This window comes from Kurthia populi, assembly GCF_042686175.1.
Taxonomy (GTDB): Bacteria; Bacillota; Bacilli; order Bacillales_A; family Planococcaceae; genus Kurthia; species Kurthia populi.
The window spans coordinates 82,353-104,860 of sequence record NZ_JBHUOR010000018.1; the positions used below are offsets into that span (position 1 = coordinate 82,353).

Below are 22,508 nucleotides of genomic sequence, written 5' to 3' on the forward strand. Positions count from 1 at the left end.
ATATGTTTAGTTATGAATGCGACGTTCTGCTTCTTCTTCATAATATTCGCGTTGGACAACATTTGCTTGCTCAACTAATGTTGGTAGACGGAAAAAGTCAACAATCCACCAAATAATTGCAATTCCTAATGCGACAACGCCGATATCAATTAAGAATGCAAAAAAGAATACCAGTGTTAGCGTTAAAATCGCTAAGCCGCTTCCCATATGGTTTAAATAAAATTTATGAACGCCAAAAAGGCCAAAAATCCAACGTTTACGCGCTGTTTTTAAATCACGATAGCCGTCTTCTTTTAATTTTTCTTCAACGTATGCCGCACGTTTTTCTTCTACTGTGCTCATGTAAAATCCTCCTACATAGTGCTCGTTTTATGTCACTTTCTATTATAGAAGAAAATACGTTTAAAAATCGTTAAATTTGAAAGTTTCTTTTACATTTTTATGTACTAGACAAAAAAACATCGCTCTAAGCACATAAATTATCCATAATTACAGATTTTTTCTTTTTATATAGACTAGCGAGTAATAATTTTATATAATTTAAATGCTTTATAAATCTTTTTATTGCGTATTTTGTCGAATGATGTCATAATATGAACGCGTGAATCATTTAAAGGAGGTCGATTTCATGCGCATTACCATCTTTGAACAAGATTATAGCGATATTAATACGATCCATAACTCAATTGAACGATTAGCAAAATTTAAAGAATATACAATTTATCAAGTGTTAACAACACGTAAAGTACAATCCATTTTAGATTACCTAGAAAGCTACGTGGCAGACAGTTACTTTATTTCTATTCGCCCCGATCAGCCCGAAACATTTGATCTAGCAAAACACGTTCGTCAACAGAATCCATCAACCCAAATTGTTTTGATTATAGAAGAGCAAACTGCTGAAATACAAGCACTTGCGACGCAAATCGACGCATCCCATGTTATTGAGAAAAATACAAAAGCGACACTACAACGTTATGTTGAGGAAGCTTTTGAGACAAATTACCAACAATACATGATTGATTCAGCTATTCTTAAAAAATCAATTTCTTAAATAAATCAAAAACAGGAGCCGCGTCGATGCAGCTCCTGTTTTTTCAATTAATCATTCTAGCTTCCAAAGAACTTCTCGCGTTCTTCTTCTGACATATGCTTGCCTGCCTCTTTCATAATAAGCATAACTAAGATAAAGGTAATGACCATAAAAGCGATATTCATACCCTGCTTCAGTAAAATCCCCTTGTCATAGGCATTCACACCGTATTGTGTAATTAAATAGCCTTGTAATAACGCAGATAAAATTTCTTTCATAACAATGGATAGCGTGAAAACAACAAATAGTAATTTTACTTTCTTCGTATGGAAAATGGGTAGTATGCGTGCGCGGCGTTCTGGGTCAATCGCAAATAAATCAAGTGCCATATAAAGCATTAATGGCTTTTTAATTAAAATGGAAACAAAGTATACGCCTGCTAGTACATATGTATAGTAAACATTATTCCATAATAGATTCATTGCCGAGCCAGAGAACACCGTAATGAGCATCGTAATAATTAAATCGGCTAAAATAAAGGTCCCGAACACATTCAACTTCTTCTGCTTGCTGAACATATATAGGCCATAAACAATACCGATGCCGGCAGAGATGACCATGGCCATATAATCCGTTAAGCCAATTTTGTCGCGCATATGCCAGATAACTAGTGGGATGGCTACATAAAACACCAAATCCCATAGTGTGGAATTTTTTTTCATATGTATATCGCCCTTCTATTCTATTTTATGTACATACAATACCATACTCATTACAAAAAGAGACAAAAAACCTCTAGAATAATCGAGATTACTGCATTTTAAAGAGGATAATGCCATGTTCAATGAATGAACTGACTAGGATTTAAAACTTATAAGCTAACTAAAAATAAATGCCATTCGAACTAATGGTACGTTGCCATTTTATACAACAGCCTAAGTTTACTATACATAATCCTCGCCTATTCTAATGAGTTTTGCGTAAATTCATGCAGTTTCTCGAAAACAATCGCATTTTTTTACAAGGTTCATTATCCTTATAATTAGGATAATTAATTAAAGGGAGTTTTATTTTTGACAACTCAGATGACGGTTCAACAAGCGTTTGAACATACCGAACTTTGGAATACAATTGGTTTTGAATTTATAAAAGGGGAAAACGGCGAAGCAGAGACAGCTCTTGATTTCCGCCCGGACCTTACAAATGTTGCCGGCACACTACATGGCGGCATGATGATGACAATGCTTGATAATACAATGGGCATTGCCGCATACACATTAGGATTTGATGTCGTGATGACGATTCAAATGGAGACACGATTTATTCGTCCTGTACAAGCTGGTCGCCTACGTGCAACAGCCGTAACGATTGACCGCACGCGTACAACTGCGATTTTAGAAGGTCGTATTTACAATGAAGATAATGAATTAATCGCCCTTTGTACGTCTACGTTCAAAGGCGTCAATCATAAATAGGATAGAACCTATCTCGAAATAAGAAGAAGGAATCGCGCCAAAGCGGATTCCTTCTTTTTTTAAGCCTCTTTATTTTAATTTCACTTGTGCAACTAATGGATCGTGGTCAGATGCACGTCCTGCTTGCTCTGTGAAGTCTGCATTGACGTGAACAATGTCAATTTTCGCGCCATTCTTTAAGCTTTTTGAAACGAAAATATGATCAAGCACTTGTGAGTTTCCTTGGTACACATATGTGTAGCGCTCATTCGTCGGTACTTTATGAATTAAATTTGCCATGCCAGCCTTTTCAAATGTTTGAAGCGGCTTGCTGAACTGGAAGTCATTATAATCGCCGACAGACACGATATTCGCTTTTGGATTTTTCGCTAATACATCGCTCACAAAGCCACTGACGACGTTTGCGATTTTTTGGCGTTGTACTTCACTCGCTAAGTTAACGGGCTGTACCTGGCCAAATAACGGTGTATCGCCCCCTTTTGAGTTCCAGTGATTGGCAATAACGATTAAATCTTTGCCATCTGCTGTAAATTCCGCAGCTAACGGCTTACGGCTATCCTCGAATGCTTCATGTGTCGGGTCAATTCGCCCTGGATTTACTGTTAAGCCTGTTTTTTTGTTGTAGCCAACTGCTGTTGTCGCATCCCCTGCTGGTGCACCTGATTTTAATGATACACGCTCTGGGTTGTATAAGAAGCCGACACGAATATTCGCATTCGGTGCGCCACCGTCCTGATTGTTTTCAGGGTCGATATTGACGTATTGATACGTTGGACCGCCCGCTTCCTCGATTGCTTTAATTAAGCGCTCATATGATTCATTTGCCTTGCTGTCGCCTGCTTTTGCGCCGTTATTGTCCTGCACTTCTGTGACACCAACAATATCTGGGCTGCCAAGGCTATTGGCAATTGAATGAGCTAATTTTTCAGCCTTCGCATTCGATGTTTCGGCTGTGTTATTTGAGAAGTTTTCTAAGTTAAATGAGCCGACTGTCACTTTTTTCTTAGATGCTTTTAGTTTCGTTGTTTCCTGTGTTGCCTTGCCTTGTTTATAGGTTTTTTGCATATTCTCTATGTTCGTGAAAATTTTATAGTTGGAATAACCGTAGCCAACAACGCCTTCGATTGTACCATTAAATTCATCGCCCGTATTGACGTTGTAGTCACGTACATTGTCACCAAAGAGCTTGAATTGTACGCGGTCTGCATTAGCATCGTTCGCTTCAAATAGTACGCCGCCATTTTTCGTATCTGTATGGCGTGATTTTAACACCGTAATGACATCGCCATATTCCTGCGGTGCTACAGCCTTAACATCCTTCACAGCTACGCGCATGCTTTCTAGGCTTTCCCAGTAATCAATCGCATCCTCATTTGGATCAAATTTCGTAAATTGATCATTGTCGATAACTGATTTCGGTAAATTTTGCTTTGTAATTTGTACTGCTTTTGGTAACGTCACATTTTCCGCTTTAATCGCTACTTGCCCGCCCTGATCGTCACGCGCATTAATTTGCGTCACCGGTAAATCCATCGTGCGCTTGTCGCTATAGCCCTCGATATAATACTCATCCACCTTACCTGTTACAGAAACAAGGTCGCCTACTTTGACATCTTGGCTATATTTCCCTGTATAAACGGTAATGGCTTCCGATGTACGGCTATCCTTATCTGCTTTTGCATCGGGTGTTTGCATATGGAAGTAATACGCGCCATTTAATTTATACGTAAATGTTACGACGCCTTCTACTTGCTGCACAGTTTTCCCCACATAGCTGGATTGATGTGTAGCACCTTGAATATCATGAATTTCGGTTGTATCTGCTGATGCCTGCCCGCTTACTGCCGTTAAAATACCTACTGATAAAAGTGATGCTGTTAACCATTTTGCTTTCACTAGAAAGTCCTCCTCATAAAAAAAGATACAAAGCTTGTTAGTATTTTACAAAAATTTATACATAAATGTAAGTAGCTATAGACCGTATTATTTGTAAAGCTTTGTAGGCAGAATAGTCTAACTATTCTTTACAAAAGTTAAAAATAGATCCCTTACTACTGTGACCTTCTTAAAGGAGCAGCCCGTTATTATTAAAAAAAGGATTAAAAAAAGCACATACCACGCTTTTTTCGCGGAATGTGCTTTACGTTACTCTCGACCATCCATTATATTTACAGCTCTATCTCCATTTGGTCTTCCCATTCGCCTGTTACTAGGTTTAGTGCATCTTCTTCGTCTAATATTCTAAAATAAATAGGTACATTCAAAGTGATTTTAGCTTCATCAAAACATTTTTTGACCCAATGCCCATATTCTTTTATAGTAATTCCTTCTAAACCATTGTCACTATAAAATTCACTAAACATTTCTTCTTCTTTTTCATTAAAGTTTTTTGAATCTTCATCATAGAGAGCAAAATTAGTAAGTAATTTTACACTAGAGGTATCATCACTATCATCTTCGACCGGATCAACCGAATTAAACATATCTTCATTAACTGCTAAATAAAAACCAGTATTATAGGAAAAAGATGTATCGATAACCAAGACACACGCATCTTCTGGGAATTTCAGATTTTCTACGTTTTTAAATGCATTTATTAATAGTTCTGCTTGTTTCTCTAAATTCCCCCGAACTTCTTCTACATAGCTTTCTACACTAAACACTTTAAAACCCTCCTATTGTAAAAAACACATCCAACATTTTCTTGCTGGATGTGCTTGTTTTTATTTTTTCTTACACTTTTTAAGCGCCATTACTATGGCACAAATGACGAGCATAAAACCATAGATGGCGACAAAAATCTGTGGCACTACAATGGTCACAGTTGATAACGCCACCATCGCTAAGCCGACAATGACATAGTGCCATACAACTTGTAGCTTATAGGTTTCCTGTCCGACATGCCATGCACGAAAATAGCCTTGTAAAAAGCCGAGTATTACTTGCATCACACTAATGATATAGAGGCTCTCTACATCTAATGTCAGTATATAAATCATACCGAGTAGCGCAATCGGCAACGCAATTGGCATCGTCCATTTTTGCTGGAGATGATAGCCAAGTGCTGCACCAAAGGAAAACAGCGCAAAAATAAGCGCAAATAATGAAAAGGTTAATGTACTATTTTTTAGCCAAAATAAATAATACGGAAAAATAATTACTTGTCCGACTGTGATGAATAGCGGCCACTTAGTCATTGGCATGCTTCACATAATTATCATAGAAATAATTGCGGAAAATAATATCTGGGTCCTGCTGCTGTTTTTCGTCATACACACTAGCGGCATTTGGATACGCCTTTTTAAACTGGTCGGTCGTCTGGTATGGATAATACGGTAAATAATACGTTCCTTGATGCTTTAATGTCACATCTGTCCATTGACGAATCAAGGTCTTGGCCTCCTCAATCGACTGCTCGGATGTACCATGTTGCAGCAGTACAACGAAACCCATCATGTCATCCGTCGCATAGTTCAGCGCCGTTGCGTCATCTTTTGCAACATAGCGCAGTGTAATATTATGTACTTTCACATCATTCTTTTTATCATCATGCGGCAGCACTTGCTGAAGCTCGTTCACATAGGCCTCAAACTCATCTAGTGGTACGAAAAATTCCTGAAGTACCTCTACACGCCCCGGTTTTGTATATTCCATAAAGGTAGACTCAGAGCGCATCGCATCATTACGATTAATTTCTTTATCATCAATTAACTTCATATAGCCGCGCTGCAATTGCCAGAAACCATTTTCAAGCGCACCGCCTTGACGTCCTAAATCAAGCCCGAGTTTACTCAACCGCTCAGAGCTTTCACCTTTCAACGGTGAGGTGTGATCAATCGCATCCATTTTTTCATAATCAATCGTATACACATCCTCTAAAAAGCTATTCGGTGCCACACTAATACGCGCATAATGCATGGCAATGCGGTCATCTTTTAAAATACTACGCATATGCGGTGCATAATCCGCCATCTTCATTTCAGTCGTATGCATCGTATACACCGTATTGTCTGTCACATCGAGCGTCACATCAACAATAACGCCAAATAAACCATAGCCACCTAAAATATACTGTAGGCGCTCGTCATCTCGACCTCGTTTTAACGTTTCAAATTCGCCCTGTGCATTCACAATTGTCAGCTCACGTACCGTACTGGCCATCGAGCCATAGCGAATATCTCGTCCGTGCGCATTGACGCTGAGCGAGCCACCTATTGTAAAAATCGATTGCGACTGTGTCACTCGTAATGCCAAGCCTTTTTTCGCTAGTGCCTCTTGCACATCCATCCAGCTAGCACCCGCTTCGACCTTCACGGTTTTTTGCTGTTCATTCACCGATAGCACACGATTAAATGCGCGCATATCGATAACAATTCCGTCTTTATAGTATGTATGTCCACCTTGTGAGTGTTGAAGCCCCGCGATGCTAATGGTGCGCTTCGCCTTTTGCGCCTCTTTTACGATTGCAACAAGCTCTTCTCGCTTCTTCACCTCATTAATTTGTGCGACCTTTTCCGGCATTAGACCGGTATAGTCTGTCGTCATTGCCGTTTGTGATAAGCCATATGTTCTTTTTTCAATTGGAATTTGCCACCACACAACGCCTGTCATGACGCCGACAAGCCCTACTAACAGGCCTGTCTTTGTAGAACGTTTCATACAATCACCTCTTCTCTATCATAACAAAAAACTAGATAGGGAAACGCAAAAAAAGGCACAACCCGTCTAAGAGCCGTCCCTTTTTATGTTTGAACTATACTTTTTTCGCTAATTCATTTACTTCTTCTGAGACATTCGTTAATTGCTCTAATGAATCGGCAATCGCTGTAATTGCAATGCCCTGCTGTGTTGAAATTTCGACAGTATCTTTTAGTGTTTTTGAAATATCAATTACTTGCTGACGTAGATTTTCCATCACATCGTTAATTTCTGTCACCGAATCTGCTGATTGATTGGCTAGCTTCGTAATTTCACTTGCAACAACTGCAAAGCCTTTACCTGCTTCGCCAGAGCGAGCCGCTTCAATCCCCGCATTCAGCCCTAAAATACGTGTGCTTTTTGCGATATTATTAATCATTTGTAGCATTTTTTTCGTATTTTCTGTGTACGCTAGCATCTCTTTTTGTGCTTGTTCAAGCCCAGCCATATGATGCTGGAACTCAGATGAAGAGGCCTGTACTTCCTCTGCGGCCGCCGCAATACTCGTTGTCGAATTCGCAACCATATCTGCCGCCTTTGTCAGCTTCGCTTGTACTTCAATCGGCTTCGAAATCCCTAAGCTTCCAATCACCTGATTACGCTCATCAAAAATAGGAATACCAATAAATCGAAAAGCCGTACCATATTTTTCAACAGGTACATCAACGATTACTTTCTTGCGTGTACGAAAAATATCAAAAACAATATCATCTGATTTTAGTGGACGTTGTTTGCTCATACGCACTTTATTTTGATCAAATGTTCCTCCATTATGCTCCCAAACGGTATGTGTCAAATCGGTCATCGCAAAAAACGAGCCCTCATCAAATACATCGACAATTAACGGTAATGTGCGTTCTAGCTCTTCTAAACGATTCACTACAATTGTTTCCATCATCTACAAAACCTCCGTTCTTTAGTCCTAGTAACATTGTATCATTTAATTTCTTTTTATTGTAGTTTTTTTATTCACTGTTCAATCTTCATTGTTTTACAGAACTTTCTTAAGAATTTCTTCATTTTTATACGCTAGTATAATAAGCATAGAAACGAGGTTTTTTTATGTACCGATTTTTTTATTATGCGATGATGCTGTGCTATGGCGGCTTAGTTATCGAAACGGTTTTCTTATCACGCGACCATTACCGTAATGTAAACTTGCAGCCTTTTGATATGATTCACGCACAAGGGACACTAGACATCAATGTATGGGGTAATGTGCTATTATTTATTCCACTTGGCATCTACCTCATGATTCACTATAAACAAGTGGCTCTTTGGGGTGTCATGCTAGCTAGCCTCTGTATTGAAATTTTTCAATACATCTTCGCGCGCGGTGCGTCCGACATCGATGATTTCCTATTAAATACAATGGGTGGTCTAATCGGTATGGGACTGGCCTGGATACTCGGCAAATGCTTCGATGATGTACAAAAAGCCGTTGCGATGGTCTCGATGATTATCGGTCTACCCTTTATTGGACTTACGCTATTATTATTTATCGCAAATTAAAAAAGGCATGATGCAAGCGCATCATGCCTTTTCATTATTCTTTTACAACGTTTAAGTTCTTCGGTACTTCAAGCAGCACGAGCACATCTTGAAAAACGTCACCCTCTACGTCATCTACCTGAAATCCTTCGTCCTTAATAAAATCTAAGCGATCTGTTAATACTTTTACGGTCGGCATATCTTTTCGTCTAATGTCCACTTCATTTTCGCCTTCATCAATGATCAAACTCGGAAGCTCACCCGTTAGATTCATTTGCTTCGTTGCATACTTCAAATAATACACTTTTCCTTCTACGGTATTTGTCAGTTTATTGCTGCGCACGATTTTATAGCGAACTTCCTCGTTTTCATGAATATAATATTCTTCAGCAGTATCGACGTCTTGTACCCACATATTATCTTCAGGAATCGTTATTTTTTTATTATTAAATTGCTGTAATAATTGTTTGTTGTAGGCATCCATTTGCTGTCTCTGCTCCGCTGATACCTGCTTAGCTGTCGGCTCTGATATCGAAGTAAGGATGGCACCTAGCAGTAAAACGGCCACATAGCCCAAAGCAATCCATTTAATCGACTTGCCTAAGCGAATTTTAATGAATAATTTACGCGAAACAAGGGCCACAACCAACACAAGAACGATTAAGAAAATAAAACCAAAAACACTTATATGACTCATTTTGCCATTGCCCCCTTAAAGCGCCATTGTAAAAAGCCAAATTCTACGACGAGTAGCATCGCGCTAAAGCCAAGCCACTGCCATGATGTGAATAAATGCCCAATACTGTATATGTAAGCAACCACACAAAGAATAATCGTCACCATATAAATACTTACCCACATCCATTGTTTCGATTGTTTCAATAATCTAACGGTATAGCTCCACATGCTCGCCGCTAAAATAAGCAGGAAGCAAATAAGCATATTTTTATAAAAATAACCAGATGTTAATAATGTCGTATCATAATAGGTTGCGGCATCCGAATACTTCCCGCCGTAAGCTACGTATGGAATAAGTAATGCTGTCACACTGCCATATAGTGCTAGTAGCATAAGCATTAAGCTATCTACACGGATTTTCACAGATAAAGGAAGACGAAAGACGTCTGTTGGCTCTATTTGCGCGACCTTGATTGCGCCAAAGCAAATCGCTATTAATGTTACTAAGAAGGTCGTATTGGCATTGAAGATGGCATACACCACCGTATTGCCGAATTGTCCAGCGATTGAATTTAAGCTAAAAAATAATTGCACGATTATTAAAATAATAAAGAAGCCACGCATTTTCTCGGTTGTTTGCTTCCACTGGATACGATAATAATTAGTTGTCATACGTTTCTCCTCCTTCAAAAATTTGTTTATCATGACGATCTAGTACGCGTGTATGCATCGGCACACGTACATACGCCACATATGGATTATTATTGCCATCATAGTATGATTCATCCCATGCTACGGGCAATAAGGTCACGCCCTTTGCGGTAAGGTCGAGTGTTTCTTGCTGCCCTCTTACAATCAACTTATCTTTTTTAAATTGAATGGTCGGCTCCGGGTATAAAGCGCTGACATCTACATCGCCGATTAAAAATGGACGCTTGTACATGCTTACTTCTACCTCACCCTCTAAATCAGGTGTCTCCTCTACTACATAAAGAACTTGATGCTCCTCGATTTCGCTATTCATATAAAATAAATCCTCTTTATAAGCGAGTGTTTTCGTATACAGTAGAAAATCAGCATATGCATCGCGCTTGCCACTCGCTAAATCTGTTAAAAATTGTTGCTGCTCCTGTTGATAATTTTTCACCTGTGCCACTGTATAGGACATTGGCGTTTCTTTCGTTAACAGCTGATAAACAATTGGGCTCGCTAGTAGGACCACTGCGTATAGTACAACAACTAGTCCGACAAATCGTTTGCCGGGGCGCCATTTTAAGATGGCACCGAGTAGGAAAAGTAATAGTAAAATGATTAAAAATGTCATACCGCTTCCTCCTGACGCACCATCCACATAAATGCGATTACTATAATAACAGCGATACTTGCCGTTCCAATATAAAGTACATGCTCAAACCATTTCGCAACGATAATGAGCGCCACTAAGCTAACAACGCCCACCAAAAATGCATACACTTTATTTATCGCGTATAAAAAGCCCAGTATACAAGCCATCATCAACCATACAAATAGCAGCATCGCCTGCAACCATACCTGTTCATTCGCTCGTAAAATCGTTTGTTCCGGCTCAATTAATAGGAAGTAAATGCCGATGACATAACGTGTTAAAATAATCGCAACTGTGAGGCTTGCACTATAAAGTATGGCCATAACGAGACTCCCTTTTTGCTTCACATGCTTTGGAAGCTGAAAAGGCTCTAGGCGCTGCTGCTTCAGCGTCGCGCCTAGCATCATCGTGCTCAAGCAACCGGCTACGATAAGTGGAACTAGATTGTAATAACTTGAGGTGAATTGAAAATCAGCAAAGCCTTGCATGCGTTGGTCTTCTGTTAGTATGACGAGGGCAAGTGCTATGAGCTGTGAAACAATTGTAAATAACACAATTTGTCGATTATTTCGCCACGTCCATTTCATAAAAAATCGGCTTAATTGATTAGTCGTCATTGTTTGAAAAGACATCGTCAATCGTCCCCTTTTTTTCTGCCGTCAAATATAAATACAAGTCCTTGGCGCTAATCGCCTGCTGTTGAAAATCACCTGCTATATGGCTCGGCACAAGCACGCGGTCTCCGCCAAATGGTGAGCGCTCGAGAATTAAAGCATCCGGATAAGCGGCAAGCATACGAGACAATTCACCTTCCCAAATCATATGTGACGACGCAAAGTCATCAATATTATCATGCACGAGCACCTTGCCATCATGTAAAATGACAATTTCTTCAAGTAAATGCGCTAGCTCATCTAGTAAATGACTAGAGATAATCATTAACCGCGGGTAGGCAATATACTCTTTTAAAATCGCGCGATACATATCTTTACGCAGGCCTTCATCAATCCCATTTACTGGCTCATCTAATAATGTCACCGCCGCACGTGTAGCGAGACCAAAAATAGTCGCAAACATCGACTTCATTCCTGTTGATAGCTGCTGGAATGTTTGATGAAGTGGAATATCAAAATAAGTGAAGAGTTTTTCACTTAATGCCTGGTCCCAGTGCATATAAAACTGCGCTCCCATTTGGCATAGCTCACGTAGTGATAAATTCGCTGGAAATGTCATATTCGGATGAATATAAATACTATTGACGGACACATATAAATTATCAAAGGCAGATTGCTCTAAAACCTCTACCTTGCCCTTCGTTGGTTTTTCCAAGCCAGCAAGTAACGACATCAATGTCGATTTCCCTACGCCATTACGACCAACCAAACCTACTAGCTTTGGCTCATCAATTTGTAGATTTAACTCATCTAACACTATTTTTCTACCAAATTTTTTTCGTACATTCACACAGTTAATCATCCTAAGTCCCCCTTACGGAAAATGCGTTTAATCAAAGCGATAAGTTGTCCTTCTGATATGTTTAAACGCTGTGCCTCTTCGACTAATTCTGCTACCTTGCCATGTAAGCCATGCTGTACGCGCTCATCCATTAGTTTTTCGCGTGCCCCTTCCATTACAAACATTCCTAATCCCCTTTTCTTATACAGTAATTCTTTTTCAAGTAAAATCGTTAACCCCTTGCCAGCAGTGGCTGGATTGACATTAAATTTTTCTGCCAATTGATATTGTGAAAACACTTTCGCATCCGCTTCAAGACGCTGTTCAATAATTTCATTTTCAAGCCATTGTGCAATTTGCACATAAATCGGCACTTGCCCATCTTGTAGCTGCATAACGTCCTTCCCTTCAATTTCATTAGTGCATTACTGTTGTAATGTACTATACATCTTTTTCAAATTTTTAGCAATATGAAATTTTATTTTTCCATAAAAAAAGAGGAATCCGAAGACTCCTCGCGCTTGTTATTCAGGTAATTGATAGTCCTTTAAATCCTCACGCAATTGCTGCTTTAAGAACTTGCCGACCGATGTTTTTGGAATTTCTTCTAAAAAGACGACATCATCTGGTATCCACAGACGTGCAAAATCTTGTCGTAAATGATCAAGCAGCTCTTCTTTTGTAACGGTGTCTTTAAATTCTTCTTTCACCACCACACAGGCAACCGGACGCTCAAGCCATTTCGGATGCGGTACCGCAATGACCGCCGCTTCTGCGACCTTTTCATAAGACATGAGCGCATTTTCTAACTCAATCGAGGAAATCCATTCACCGCCTGATTTAATTAAATCTTTCGTACGGTCGGTAATACGAATATTGCCATCTTTCGTATAAACCGCAATATCTCCCGTATAAAGCCAGCCATCTTTAAAGGCGTCATTTGTACGCTCATCGCGGTAATACTCTGCTGCAATCCATGGTCCTTTGACAATTAGCTCGCCCATCGTCTCATCGTCCCATGGTACATCACCGTTTTCATTCACAATACGCGCTTCTACGAGTGGCACTGTAAGCCCTTGCGTTGTACGAATATCCATGCGCTCCTCATAATCATACTGCTCTGTTTGTGACGTATAAATCGATACACTCACAAGTGGAGATGTCTCCGTCATACCATAGCCCGTATAGAAGGTAATACCCATTTCCTCAAAGGCTTTTGCCATACTAATTGGCGAAGCTGAGCCGCCACTGACAATAAGACGGAGACTTGATAAATCACGCGGCTTTTTCTTTTGCTCTTGTAAAAAACCGAGCCAAATCGTTGGCACACCGGCTGAGATCGTCACACCGTATTGCTCACATAAATCAAGTAATAATTCCGGTGTAAAGAGTGGTCCAGGTAATACTTGTGTTGCGCCCAAATTCACGCATACAAACGGCATGCCCCATGCATTTACGTGGAACATTGGCACAATCGGCAGCATAATATCATGCTCGCTTAACGCCACACTGTCTTTAAACATCATTGCAAAGCTATGCAGTACGATACTGCGATGTGTGTAAACAACGCCTTTTGGCATACCCGTTGTGGCAGATGTATAACACATACCAGCCGGTGTATTTTCGTCAAAATCTTCGGCAAAGACATGTGTTGGATCGCCCGACTGAATGAGGTCCTCATAGGAATAAACATTCGGTAACGTTGTCGCTGACACATCTACCGCATCCCCACACACAATAAAAGTTTTCACCGTTTTTAGTAGTGGTGCTACCGCCTCGATTAATTTTAAGAGCGTATGGTCAACAATTAATACGTCATCCTCAGCATGATTAATCACATATACAATATGCTCCGGTGACAGGCGAATATTTACCGTATGCAAAATCGCCTCACTGCATGGCACCGCAAAATACATTTCTAGATGGCGATGGTCATTCCAACAAAATGTCGCAATTTTTGTACCGCGTGTCATACCTAATTTCGTTAGCGAAGAAGCTAGACGTCGCGTACGCTCTGCGTATTCCTTATACGTAAATTCATGCATTGTTTCTGGCCCTGTACGTGAGTAAATTTTTTTATGTCCAAAATACCGTTCGGCTCGTTTAAAAAAACCCGTTAACAATAAAGGTGTATCCATCATATGCATATGCTTCCTCCTTTGTCGTTTACATTTTTTCTAAAATCGTTGCATTCGCCATCCCCATACCTTCACAAATCGCCACTAGACCATACTGTAAATTTTCACGTTGCATGCGGTACAGCATCGATGTCACAAGCTTCGTGCCGGTCGCACCTAATGGGTGGCCGAGCGCAATAGCACCGCCGTCGGGATTCACTTTTGCTAAATCCGCCCCAAGCTCCTTTGCCCAGACGAGTGGCACCGGCGCAAATGCTTCATTGACCTCAAACGTATCGATGTCCGCTAGTGTTAAATTTGCACGCTGTAGCACACGCTTTGTCGCCTCAATCGGTCCGGTTAGCATGAGCGTTGGGTCAGAACCTACGACACTACGCGCAATAATTTTAGCAAGCGGCTTTAGCCCAAGCTCCTGTGCCTTTTCAAGCGACATAACAACAACCGCCGAAGCACCATCACTCATCTGTGAGGCATTGCCGGCTGTAATAACGCCATCTTCTTTAAAAACCGTTTTAAGTGCCGCAAGCGACTCGCTATTCGTATCTGGGCGCGGCCCCTCATCACGCGTCACATGCCCAATCGCTGTGATTTCTTCGTCAAAATGACCCGCTTCGATGGCTTGTAACGCGCGCTTATGGCTCGTTGCCGCAAAGTCATTGATGTCCTCTTTCGTTAAGGCCCATTTCTCCGCCATGCGCTCTGCCGATAACCCTTGATGAATAATGTCATATTGCTCTCGTAAGCGCTTACTTTGTTGCGCACCATCTGTATGAATAAACATTGGGACACGTGTCATACTCTCGACACCCCCGGCAATCACAATGTCCATATCACCCGCAAGAATAGCCTGTGCCGCAAAATGCATGGCCTGTAGACTAGAGCCACACTGACGGTCAATCGTTACACCTGGCACTTCAATTGGGAAGCCCGCCATTAGCGTTGCCGTACGCGCAATATTCATGGACTGCTCCTGTGATTGTGTCACACAGCCAATAATGACATCCTCAACTGCCGCCTTTTCAATACCGGCTCGTTTAACAACACTTTCTAAAATATCTGCTAATAAATCATCTGGGCGTACATCAGCGAAGCCACCTTTTCGACGGCCAACCGCGGTTCTTGTTGCTGCTACAATTACTGCTTCACGCATTTAAAATCCCCCTTAAACTAGCATATTCTGTCTTTTTATATGTATTATTTTACATGATACAGAAAATTTTCACAATTTTCTGATGAATATTTTATAATAGAAGATGAGGTGAGAACTATTGACAACCATTCATGATCATTTAGGTCGACAACTTGTAGTACAGCTGGGGCCCCAGCGTATTATTTCACTATGCCCCGCTATTACGGAAACATTGCTTGAATTAGGCAGTAAATCTGTCGTTGGGCGCACAAAATATTGCATTTTCCCACAAGAAATCGTCGAAGATATCGCAGTCGTTGGTGGCACAAAAACGATAGATGAAGCAGCCATTCACGCGCTCAATCCGACATTAATCATTGCGGAAAAGGAAGAAAACACAAAGGAAATAGTCGAGACATTAGCCGCGCACTACCCTGTATTCGTATGCCAGGTTGAGACCGTAGATGATGCCTATCGTTTGATTGAAACACTCGGTACATTAGCGAGCGTGCAGCAAGCGGCAGCTGCTTTAATAGACGAGATTCAAAAAACCTTTGCACAACTTCCGGCACTATCTGGTAATGTTGCCTATATAATGTGGCGAAAGCCGTATATGGCGGTCGGTAAGACGACCTATATTACGAGTCTGCTCGAAATGCTTGGCTTCACCAATCCTATAACGAAGCTTGACGGTCGCTATCCTGCGGTAACGATCGAAGTGTTGCAGCAGGCAAAGCTTGACTATGTCTTGCTGTCCTCTGAGCCATTCCCGTTCTCTGAAAAGCATCGCGCAGAATTTGAACCATTTTTAGCAAACGCAAAAATCATTTTTGTAGACGGTGAAATGTTTTGGTACGGCGCACGTATGCTCAAGGCGGCGCATTATTTTAATACGATTCAACAAGCGTTTAACTAAGCAAAAAAGGCACTGTGTCATATTGACATAGGGCCTTTTTATCGAATTATACAATTATAGTTCTTCTGCCATTGGTAGACCGGTCATGGCTCCTTTTCGCGTAACAGCCATAGCACCTGCTTTATTCGCACGTGCAAAAATTTCCTCTAGTGAGCGCTGCTCGACAATGCTTTGAAGCATCGCCGCCACAAAGGCATCCCCGGCACCCGTTGTATCAACAACAGATGCGGCATGACCTGGCACATGAAAAGAACGCGCGGCGGTTTGTACAATACAACCCTTTTCGCCCTGTGTTATGACGAGTAGCTTACAGCTCGGTAGTTCCCCTAAAAAGGTGTGCTCTTCCTCCGAGATTTTGACGATATCGGCGTACTGCCACATATCAAGAATCGTTTCGCGTGCAAGAGCTTCATTTTGCCATAAATTCAAGCGTAGATTCGGATCATATGAAATCAATGCGCCTTGTGCCTTCGCTTGTTTAATCGCGGCAATGGTTGCCTGCTTCGTTGATTCCTGAGTGCATGAAAGCGAGCCGTAATGGAAAATCGTTACGCCATCAAAGGCCGCCTTCGCTTCTCTAACCGTCGCAACGGATAAAAATTGGTCCGCACTTGGCTGCACGATAAAATCAAATGAACGTTCCCCGTTTTCAAGCGTCACAAACGCCATACCTGTATGTGCCTTATCTGTTGTATGCATAGACGTCGTATCCACACCGTAAGACGCGCAAGTATCCGTTAAAAAGCGGCCATTTGCGTCATTGCCGACCGTTGTCATAAACGCCGCATTACCGCCTAATTTGGCAATTCCTACTGCGACGTTTGCCGGTGCTCCGCCTGCGCATTTTTCATACACTGTATTTGTATCATCTAATGGCAGCATATCAATTAATGCTTCGCCAAATGTTAAAATCTTTGTCATGTCCATTCACCCTATTTTATCGTACGCTATGAAGTGGATTTTCGCTATGCTTTTTTGCGTGTGAATGAATAGACATTAAATGGTGCTAACACAAAATAAACCGCCATTACTGCTAATACAAGCTCTAACTCATAGCCAGCCCCTTGGTCATTACCCAAAAAGCCATTTGCTGCTTTCACGCTGAAAATAGCACCGAGCATAATCGCAACGAATGCAATCGCGACATAGCGCGTGGCAATACCTAAAATCATTAAAATACCACCTAGCACTTCGATGATGGCAACCACATACGCTAAGCCACCTGGCAAGCCGATAGAATCAAACCATGCGGCCGTATTGCCAACGCCTCCTTGAAATTTAGATAGTCCATGTATTAAAAATGATGCGCCAAGCATAATACGTAATAGCAATGTAGCAAGTTGTTGTTTTTCCATAATAAGCTCCTTTTTTGTATTTGCAAACGATGATGGCCATCTATCACTTACGAATTGTAAGTAACTTTAAAATGAATACTTGATAAAGTCAACCATTTTACTAAGAATTACGTGATATGCCTTATAGTCTGTGAAGTTTCGTTTCACAAATTAACGACAATATTCCTTAGTTTTCATTATGAAAAAATAAAAAAGCACATTTAAAGTATTCACTTTAAACGTGCTCTAGACACAAGATGCCTATTCAATAATCTCCATTAATAAATCAAGTAACGCTTCCTCGCGCGCCTTCACAAGCTCAACATCCGTTTCTTGAATCGCATATTCAAGCTGTTGAATAGCCTCTTCGATTTGTACAGCTTGCTGGGGCTCGGCATTACGGCGCACTTTTTTTGCACGACGAATGACACCCTTCATCTCACTCGCAAGCTTTGATTTTTCCCAGTCATCAAATAATTCGAGCTTCGCCTCTTTCACTTGACGCGCCGACATAATACCGCGCTGTGCATCAAGCACCTGTGAAATCGTACGTCCTGTACTGAGCACTGTCGCTTCAATTTGAATCAGTCCGTTGACATCATAGTGGAACATAATCTCTACTTTTTCCTTGCCAGCCGCATTTTCTGGAATTTCGTCAACAATAAGCGGCGTTTCAGTAATGCGTAAGTCATCATTGACACGCGCATCCTCATCATCCCCTTGATAAACGCCAATATCAATCGTCGTTTGATTATCATTGACCGTATTGTAGATTTTTTTTGCTGTCACTGGAAGCGGCTCATTGCGGCGAATTAAAATATCAAAGTAACCGGATTGACGCTTGCCATCAACAATGCGTAAAACATCGGTCCCAAGTGTATACGGACACACATCAATGACCATTAGACTTGATTCCTCCGGCAGGCTATCTTCCTTCATCGCTCCTTGAATCGCAGCACCTAATGCGACCGCTTCATCTGGGTTAATATCCTTTTTCGCCATGCGCTCAAATTTTGCTTCAACAAGTTGCTGAACGAGCGGAATACGCGTCGCGCCACCAATTAAAATAATGTCATCAATGGCATCTGGTGCAAGTTTTGCATCGTGAATGGCCTTATCAACATGCACGAGGGTCTCTTTTAATAGCGGACGCACAATGTCCTCAAATTCCGCACGTGTAATCGTATAATCAAGTGAAATCGGCTTTCCTTCGTACACTGCTAAAAAAGGTAAATTAAATGTCGCCGATAGTTCACTAGATAATGACTTTTTAACATTTTCCGCTTCGAGCTTCACACGGGCATGACGCTGTGTAATCTCGGACGCTTCACCAAAACTAAATAGTGGCACATCATATTGCTCCGCAAACTGCTCCGCTACCCAGTCCACTAATAAGCGGTCTAAATCCATACCACCTAAATGATTGTCCCCTGCGCTTGCCTTGACTTCGATTAGATTTTTATCCAAACGTACGACGGAAATATCAAAGGTTCCACCGCCTAGATCATAGACAATAATATTTTTCTCACTATCAGGGTGATCTAGTCCATAAGCAATCGCTGCTGCGGTTGGTTCATTCAAAATACGCTCGACCTTTAACCCCGCGATTTCACCAGCAATTTTAGTTGCTTTACGCTGTGCATCTGAAAAATACGCCGGTACTGTAATGACCGCTTCGGTAATTTTTTCACCTAAAAAATCTTCTGCGGCCTGCTTTAAATACTTTAAAAAATGTGCTGAAATTTGTTCTGGTGTAAAGCTTGTTTCGCCGACCGTTATTTTTTCATCCGTCCCCATCTTCCGCTTAATTTCGAGTACGGTTTGCTCTGGGAGGGATGAATATTGATTTTTCGCCACACTGCCCACAACTAGCTCGCCATTAATATTTTTTTGAAACACAGATGGGGTCGTGCGCTCACCTCGTGAATTGACAATCATTTCGGGCTGACCGTTTTTAACATACGCCATCGCTGAATTTGTTGTGCCTAAATCGATTCCTAAAATTGTCATATGCTCTCCTCCGTTACATGACGGTCATCACTTTTGCTTCGCGCAACACGTCATTCGTCTCTTTTATATAAAATCCTCGCTCGAATACTTTGCATACATGATGGCGTGCTACATCAGGCGCGAGACTGCACGGCATCGCGCCGATACTCACCATATATTCACCATCTAATTCCTTATGTAACACATCTAGCTCATAAACATTAAAATGCGCGAGCTGCTCAATTAACTGTGCAATTAATAATGTTAACTGCGCAAGTGTTGCTGCTTTAATGCTCGTCCCGCTCAGACTTTCTGAAAAATAATCGAATTGGTCAATAATTTCAATCGGTTTATAACTAAAGCGGCGAATGACCTCGCTGGCTTGCAGCTCTTCAAAATCAAAATCAGCTAAACTAGCTAATCGTTCAAGCGGCTCATATAACGGCGCGAGTAACTCCTTTGTCATAACATCTAAAAAGCGCTGATGCTCGCGCTGTATATGATTTAATATGCGTAATGAGGCTCCTTCTTGTCGCAGTTGTTTAATTAAATGAACGTATTTTTCATCATCATAATCTGCGACATGGTCCAGTTTGGCGACATTTGTTCGCAGTGTCTGAAAGGCATCCAACCACGTTTGGCGTTCCTGCTCACGAAAGCTATACGTTAAAAGCTGCTCAATCGGCTCAAGCATGTCCTTTGCGTAGCCACAAAATACCATCGTAGCATGACGTAGGCGGTCTTCAAGCATCCATTCACTATATTGTTGTAATAACCCGTTGATAGTCATGTCCCTATACCTCCTCACCCTTATTTTAACCATTTCTTTCGATTTACAAACACCATAAATATTATCGTCTTATTTTCCTATTTTTTTATAAATTATCGCATTCTCTCTCTATTAAAGGGTTGTGATTACAGACATTCCAATTGAATACGCCTGATAAATTATGGCATAATAATAACGAAAAGGAGCGTGTTACAATGTATCGCAAAATGGAAGATTTCAAGCAAGACTGGGCACATGCCGCCGGTGGCACAAAAATGGTATTAGGTGCTTTAACTGATGACACATTAAACCAAGCAATTGTTGAAGGTCATAGCACATTAGGTTGGTTAGGCTGGCATTTAGCTACTGCCCCTATGTTCTTCGTCGGACAAGTTGTTGGACTACAATTAACATCTGTAGGCAACCCACAAGAAGTTCCTACAGAAGCCGCAAAAATCGTAGCCGCTTACGAGCAAATTGCAGCAGAGATTACTGAAAAAGCAGACACACTTACAGATGAAGCATTACTTGAGGAAGTACCATTTATTCAAGGAAATGCTCCTCGTGGCGCGGTACTGCGCATGTTCATCGACCACCAAACACATCACCGTGGTCAAATGACGGTTTTATTACGCCAAGCAGGGCTTACAGTTCCTCCAGTAATGGGCCCTACACAAGAAATGCAGCGCTAATTAAAAAAGGTATCGCGTTTGGCGATACCTTTTTTAATACCGATTATTCGGTGAGTACTTCTTGTCGTACGGTGAGCATGCGCCCAACACATAAAATAATAAGTGCAACTGTCACCATTACGCCCGCAAATGCAAGCGCTGCTAATTGATCATGATAAATTGATACAATTTCCCCCGCAAAAAGTGGCCCAATAATTTGACCAAATGCATAGACGCTCGTCAATAACGAGACAACGACCCCACTTTGCTGTGGATAACGTTTTCGCGCATACGCAGTCGTTAGCGTGACGATGCCAACAAACGTTAAGCCATATAAAAAAGAAGAGAGTAGTACACTTGAAACGGTTTGTGAAAACACTGGTAAAAGGATGCCGATAATTTGTAAACTATACGCGCTAACTAGTAACGTAATGGCCGATGTTTTTTCAAGTAATACGGTCCAAATTGGCGCAGATGGTACTGCCGCTAAGCCAACAACAACCCAGCTATAGCCAGCATAGTCCATTAGCGCTGGAATATGATGAATAATATCCACTAGAAAAGTGCCGGTAATAATATAGCCAAGCCCCTCAAAGCCATATGCTACAATAAGCCACAGCATAAAGCCCTTCACAACGCGTGTGTCGGCTGTTTTTTCAATCTTTTTCAGCTCGGGCACTTCAACTGGACGCCATAATATATGAATACATACTACGAAGATGGCTGATAGGATGCCGAGACCAATCCATGCCCCCGTCCATAGTACACGCTCTGCTAAAAATGGCACAATTAAGCCGGATAATGCAATGCCGAGACCAATACCACTAAATAAGTAGCCTGACCATTTTGCGAGTGCATGATGTGCTAAATAATCCATGATGACGCTTGATGTTAAGACAAAAATTAAGCCCCCAGTAATGCCTGCAATTAAGCGTAATACTAACCACACCGTAAAGAAATCTACAATTCCCATCAATAAGACAGACAGCACGTTGATAACGACGCTCCAAATTAAAATGTCCTTACGTCGTTTGTATAAAAAGCCTGCCCAAATGGCTCCGATAAAATAACCAATATAATTGCTAGAAGCTAAATAACTCGCTTCCTGAAATGAAAAGCCGACATCTTGTCGCATATACGGTAAAATCGGCGTAAACGCGAAGCGGCTAATGCCCATCGCAATGACAAGTAACAAAATTCCCCCTACGACTACACCAAAATGACGCCATGTCATACCCATCCCCCCTTAGTTCCTAAGTATACCAATTATCCATACATGAAAGCGTATAAATGCTAATTTAAACGTGTACATATAAAATCACTTAAAGATGTACAAATTTACCATTAAATGTAACATACTAGAACTTGAGGTGAATAGTATGTACAT

25 protein-coding genes are annotated in these 22,508 nt (G+C 41.1%); 5 read left to right on the top strand and 20 right to left on the bottom strand.

What is annotated here, in order from left to right; genetic code table 11:
* Positions 1-6 precede the first annotated feature (6 nt).
* Positions 7-342: an NINE protein gene (locus tag ACFSY7_RS03300; RefSeq protein ID WP_126991806.1), complete on the bottom strand. Its 336-nt coding sequence runs from the start codon at positions 340-342 to the stop codon at positions 7-9.
* A gap of 286 nt (positions 343-628) precedes the next feature.
* Here ACFSY7_RS03300 and ACFSY7_RS03305 point away from each other — a divergent pair, with 286 nt between their 5' ends.
* Positions 629-1,054, top strand: coding sequence for a hypothetical protein (locus ACFSY7_RS03305; RefSeq protein WP_380146814.1), 426 nt, complete (start codon positions 629-631; stop codon positions 1,052-1,054).
* A gap of 56 nt (positions 1,055-1,110) precedes the next feature.
* Here the strand turns inward: ACFSY7_RS03305 and ACFSY7_RS03310 are convergent, their stop codons facing one another.
* Complete coding sequence (locus ACFSY7_RS03310) at positions 1,111-1,755, bottom strand: VC0807 family protein (RefSeq protein ID WP_380146815.1); 645 nt, start codon at positions 1,753-1,755, stop codon at positions 1,111-1,113.
* 351 nt (positions 1,756-2,106) lie between these two features.
* Between ACFSY7_RS03310 and ACFSY7_RS03315 the strand changes: the two genes are divergently transcribed.
* Positions 2,107-2,508, top strand: coding sequence for a PaaI family thioesterase (locus tag ACFSY7_RS03315; RefSeq protein WP_139992906.1), 402 nt, complete (start codon positions 2,107-2,109; stop codon positions 2,506-2,508).
* Positions 2,509-2,577: 69 nt separating this feature from the next.
* Here ACFSY7_RS03315 and ACFSY7_RS03320 read toward each other — a convergent pair whose 3' ends face one another.
* The 5 genes from ACFSY7_RS03320 to ACFSY7_RS03340 all read right to left on the bottom strand — a co-directional run bounded on the left by ACFSY7_RS03320 (position 2,578) and on the right by ACFSY7_RS03340 (position 8,104).
* Positions 2,578-4,404, bottom strand: coding sequence for an endonuclease/exonuclease/phosphatase family protein (locus ACFSY7_RS03320; protein ID WP_380146816.1), 1,827 nt, complete (start codon positions 4,402-4,404; stop codon positions 2,578-2,580).
* Between the two features lie 272 nt (positions 4,405-4,676).
* Positions 4,677-5,171, bottom strand: coding sequence for a hypothetical protein (locus tag ACFSY7_RS03325; protein WP_380146817.1), 495 nt, complete (start codon positions 5,169-5,171; stop codon positions 4,677-4,679).
* 60 nt (positions 5,172-5,231) lie between these two features.
* Positions 5,232-5,705, bottom strand: coding sequence for a hypothetical protein (locus ACFSY7_RS03330; protein ID WP_380146818.1), 474 nt, complete (start codon positions 5,703-5,705; stop codon positions 5,232-5,234).
* On the bottom strand, positions 5,698-7,167 hold the full coding sequence (locus ACFSY7_RS03335; protein WP_380146819.1) for an FAD-binding oxidoreductase: 1,470 nt from the start codon (positions 7,165-7,167) through the stop codon (positions 5,698-5,700). Before ACFSY7_RS03335 ends, ACFSY7_RS03330 begins: the two co-directional genes overlap by 8 nt.
* 94 nt (positions 7,168-7,261) lie before the next feature.
* Positions 7,262-8,104, bottom strand: coding sequence for a methyl-accepting chemotaxis protein (locus tag ACFSY7_RS03340; protein ID WP_380146820.1), 843 nt, complete (start codon positions 8,102-8,104; stop codon positions 7,262-7,264).
* Between the two features lie 164 nt (positions 8,105-8,268).
* On the opposite strand from ACFSY7_RS03340, the gene ACFSY7_RS03345 reads away from it, so the two are divergent.
* On the top strand, positions 8,269-8,718 hold the full coding sequence (locus ACFSY7_RS03345) for a VanZ family protein (protein WP_380146821.1): 450 nt from the start codon (positions 8,269-8,271) through the stop codon (positions 8,716-8,718).
* Between the two features lie 34 nt (positions 8,719-8,752).
* Here ACFSY7_RS03345 and ACFSY7_RS03350 read toward each other — a convergent pair whose 3' ends face one another.
* The 8 genes from ACFSY7_RS03350 to ACFSY7_RS03385 form a co-directional block, all read right to left on the bottom strand.
* A complete protein-coding gene (locus ACFSY7_RS03350; protein WP_380146823.1) occupies positions 8,753-9,394 on the bottom strand; it encodes a hypothetical protein in 642 nt (213 codons plus the stop codon).
* On the bottom strand, positions 9,391-10,047 hold the full coding sequence (locus tag ACFSY7_RS03355; RefSeq protein WP_380146824.1) for a hypothetical protein: 657 nt from the start codon (positions 10,045-10,047) through the stop codon (positions 9,391-9,393). The genes ACFSY7_RS03350 and ACFSY7_RS03355 overlap by 4 nt, the downstream gene beginning before the upstream one ends.
* The gene (locus ACFSY7_RS03360; protein ID WP_380146825.1) at positions 10,037-10,699 is read right to left on the bottom strand and encodes a hypothetical protein; all 663 of its coding nucleotides are present in this window, start codon (positions 10,697-10,699) and stop codon (positions 10,037-10,039) included. Before ACFSY7_RS03360 ends, ACFSY7_RS03355 begins: the two co-directional genes overlap by 11 nt.
* Positions 10,696-11,352: a hypothetical protein gene (locus ACFSY7_RS03365; RefSeq protein ID WP_380146826.1), complete on the bottom strand. Its 657-nt coding sequence runs from the start codon at positions 11,350-11,352 to the stop codon at positions 10,696-10,698. The genes ACFSY7_RS03360 and ACFSY7_RS03365 overlap by 4 nt, the downstream gene beginning before the upstream one ends.
* Positions 11,327-12,196 carry an ATP-binding cassette domain-containing protein gene (locus ACFSY7_RS03370; RefSeq protein ID WP_380146827.1) on the bottom strand — a complete coding sequence of 290 codons (870 nt, stop codon included), beginning with the start codon at positions 12,194-12,196 and terminating at the stop codon, positions 11,327-11,329. Before ACFSY7_RS03370 ends, ACFSY7_RS03365 begins: the two co-directional genes overlap by 26 nt.
* A complete protein-coding gene (locus ACFSY7_RS03375; RefSeq protein ID WP_380146828.1) occupies positions 12,193-12,570 on the bottom strand; it encodes a GntR family transcriptional regulator in 378 nt (125 codons plus the stop codon). The genes ACFSY7_RS03370 and ACFSY7_RS03375 overlap by 4 nt, the downstream gene beginning before the upstream one ends.
* Positions 12,571-12,699: 129 nt before the next feature.
* Positions 12,700-14,322, bottom strand: coding sequence for a long-chain fatty acid--CoA ligase (locus tag ACFSY7_RS03380; protein ID WP_126991789.1), 1,623 nt, complete (start codon positions 14,320-14,322; stop codon positions 12,700-12,702).
* A gap of 19 nt (positions 14,323-14,341) precedes the next feature.
* Complete coding sequence (locus ACFSY7_RS03385; RefSeq protein ID WP_380146829.1) at positions 14,342-15,463, bottom strand: thiolase family protein; 1,122 nt, start codon at positions 15,461-15,463, stop codon at positions 14,342-14,344.
* A gap of 118 nt (positions 15,464-15,581) precedes the next feature.
* Between ACFSY7_RS03385 and ACFSY7_RS03390 the strand changes: the two genes are divergently transcribed.
* Positions 15,582-16,358 (top strand): ABC transporter substrate-binding protein, encoded by a 777-nt coding sequence (locus tag ACFSY7_RS03390; RefSeq protein WP_380146830.1) that lies wholly within the window; start codon positions 15,582-15,584, stop codon positions 16,356-16,358.
* 54 nt (positions 16,359-16,412) lie between these two features.
* Here ACFSY7_RS03390 and ACFSY7_RS03395 read toward each other — a convergent pair whose 3' ends face one another.
* From ACFSY7_RS03395 to grpE, 4 genes are all read right to left on the bottom strand, one after another.
* Entirely contained in the window at positions 16,413-17,279 is an 867-nt protein-coding gene (locus ACFSY7_RS03395) for a carbohydrate kinase family protein (protein WP_380146831.1), read from the bottom strand.
* Between the two features lie 44 nt (positions 17,280-17,323).
* Positions 17,324-17,713, bottom strand: a complete 390-nt coding sequence (locus ACFSY7_RS03400) for a DoxX family protein (protein WP_380146832.1) — start codon at positions 17,711-17,713, stop codon at positions 17,324-17,326.
* Between the two features lie 240 nt (positions 17,714-17,953).
* A complete protein-coding gene (locus ACFSY7_RS03405) occupies positions 17,954-19,702 on the bottom strand; it encodes an Hsp70 family protein (RefSeq protein WP_380146833.1) in 1,749 nt (582 codons plus the stop codon).
* A 13-nt stretch (positions 19,703-19,715) separates the two neighbouring features.
* Positions 19,716-20,471: a nucleotide exchange factor GrpE gene (grpE, locus tag ACFSY7_RS03410; protein ID WP_380146835.1), complete on the bottom strand. Its 756-nt coding sequence runs from the start codon at positions 20,469-20,471 to the stop codon at positions 19,716-19,718.
* Positions 20,472-20,665: 194 nt separating this feature from the next.
* On the opposite strand from grpE, the gene ACFSY7_RS03415 reads away from it, so the two are divergent.
* Positions 20,666-21,142 carry a DinB family protein gene (locus tag ACFSY7_RS03415; RefSeq protein WP_380146836.1) on the top strand — a complete coding sequence of 159 codons (477 nt, stop codon included), beginning with the start codon at positions 20,666-20,668 and terminating at the stop codon, positions 21,140-21,142.
* A 43-nt stretch (positions 21,143-21,185) separates the two neighbouring features.
* On the opposite strand, the gene ACFSY7_RS03420 is transcribed toward ACFSY7_RS03415, so the two are convergent.
* Entirely contained in the window at positions 21,186-22,355 is a 1,170-nt protein-coding gene (locus ACFSY7_RS03420; RefSeq protein WP_380146837.1) for a YbfB/YjiJ family MFS transporter, read from the bottom strand.
* Positions 22,356-22,508 lie beyond the last annotated feature (153 nt).

Bases quoted from the DNA above. Each gene is read 5' to 3' on its own strand.
- ACFSY7_RS03300 (WP_126991806.1), bottom strand. From the start codon at position 342: ATGAGCACAGTAGAAGAAAAACGTGCGGCATACGTTGAAGAAAAATTA.
- ACFSY7_RS03305 (WP_380146814.1), top strand. From the start codon at position 629: ATGCGCATTACCATCTTTGAACAAGATTATAGCGATATTAATACGATC.
- ACFSY7_RS03310 (WP_380146815.1), bottom strand. From the start codon at position 1,755: ATGAAAAAAAATTCCACACTATGGGATTTGGTGTTTTATGTAGCCATC.
- ACFSY7_RS03330 (WP_380146818.1), bottom strand. From the start codon at position 5,705: ATGACTAAGTGGCCGCTATTCATCACAGTCGGACAAGTAATTATTTTT.
- ACFSY7_RS03335 (WP_380146819.1), bottom strand. From the start codon at position 7,167: ATGAAACGTTCTACAAAGACAGGCCTGTTAGTAGGGCTTGTCGGCGTC.
- ACFSY7_RS03340 (WP_380146820.1), bottom strand. From the start codon at position 8,104: ATGATGGAAACAATTGTAGTGAATCGTTTAGAAGAGCTAGAACGCACA.
- ACFSY7_RS03345 (WP_380146821.1), top strand. From the start codon at position 8,269: ATGTACCGATTTTTTTATTATGCGATGATGCTGTGCTATGGCGGCTTA.
- ACFSY7_RS03350 (WP_380146823.1), bottom strand. From the start codon at position 9,394: ATGAGTCATATAAGTGTTTTTGGTTTTATTTTCTTAATCGTTCTTGTG.
- ACFSY7_RS03355 (WP_380146824.1), bottom strand. From the start codon at position 10,047: ATGACAACTAATTATTATCGTATCCAGTGGAAGCAAACAACCGAGAAA.
- ACFSY7_RS03360 (WP_380146825.1), bottom strand. From the start codon at position 10,699: ATGACATTTTTAATCATTTTACTATTACTTTTCCTACTCGGTGCCATC.
- ACFSY7_RS03365 (WP_380146826.1), bottom strand. From the start codon at position 11,352: ATGTCTTTTCAAACAATGACGACTAATCAATTAAGCCGATTTTTTATG.
- ACFSY7_RS03370 (WP_380146827.1), bottom strand. From the start codon at position 12,196: ATGATTAACTGTGTGAATGTACGAAAAAAATTTGGTAGAAAAATAGTG.
- ACFSY7_RS03375 (WP_380146828.1), bottom strand. From the start codon at position 12,570: ATGCAGCTACAAGATGGGCAAGTGCCGATTTATGTGCAAATTGCACAA.
- ACFSY7_RS03380 (WP_126991789.1), bottom strand. From the start codon at position 14,322: ATGCATATGATGGATACACCTTTATTGTTAACGGGTTTTTTTAAACGA.
- ACFSY7_RS03385 (WP_380146829.1), bottom strand. From the start codon at position 15,463: ATGCGTGAAGCAGTAATTGTAGCAGCAACAAGAACCGCGGTTGGCCGT.
- ACFSY7_RS03395 (WP_380146831.1), bottom strand. From the start codon at position 17,279: ATGACAAAGATTTTAACATTTGGCGAAGCATTAATTGATATGCTGCCA.
- ACFSY7_RS03400 (WP_380146832.1), bottom strand. From the start codon at position 17,713: ATGGAAAAACAACAACTTGCTACATTGCTATTACGTATTATGCTTGGC.
- ACFSY7_RS03405 (WP_380146833.1), bottom strand. From the start codon at position 19,702: ATGACAATTTTAGGAATCGATTTAGGCACAACAAATTCAGCGATGGCG.
- grpE (WP_380146835.1), bottom strand. From the start codon at position 20,471: ATGACTATCAACGGGTTATTACAACAATATAGTGAATGGATGCTTGAA.
- ACFSY7_RS03415 (WP_380146836.1), top strand. From the start codon at position 20,666: ATGTATCGCAAAATGGAAGATTTCAAGCAAGACTGGGCACATGCCGCC.
- ACFSY7_RS03420 (WP_380146837.1), bottom strand. From the start codon at position 22,355: ATGACATGGCGTCATTTTGGTGTAGTCGTAGGGGGAATTTTGTTACTT.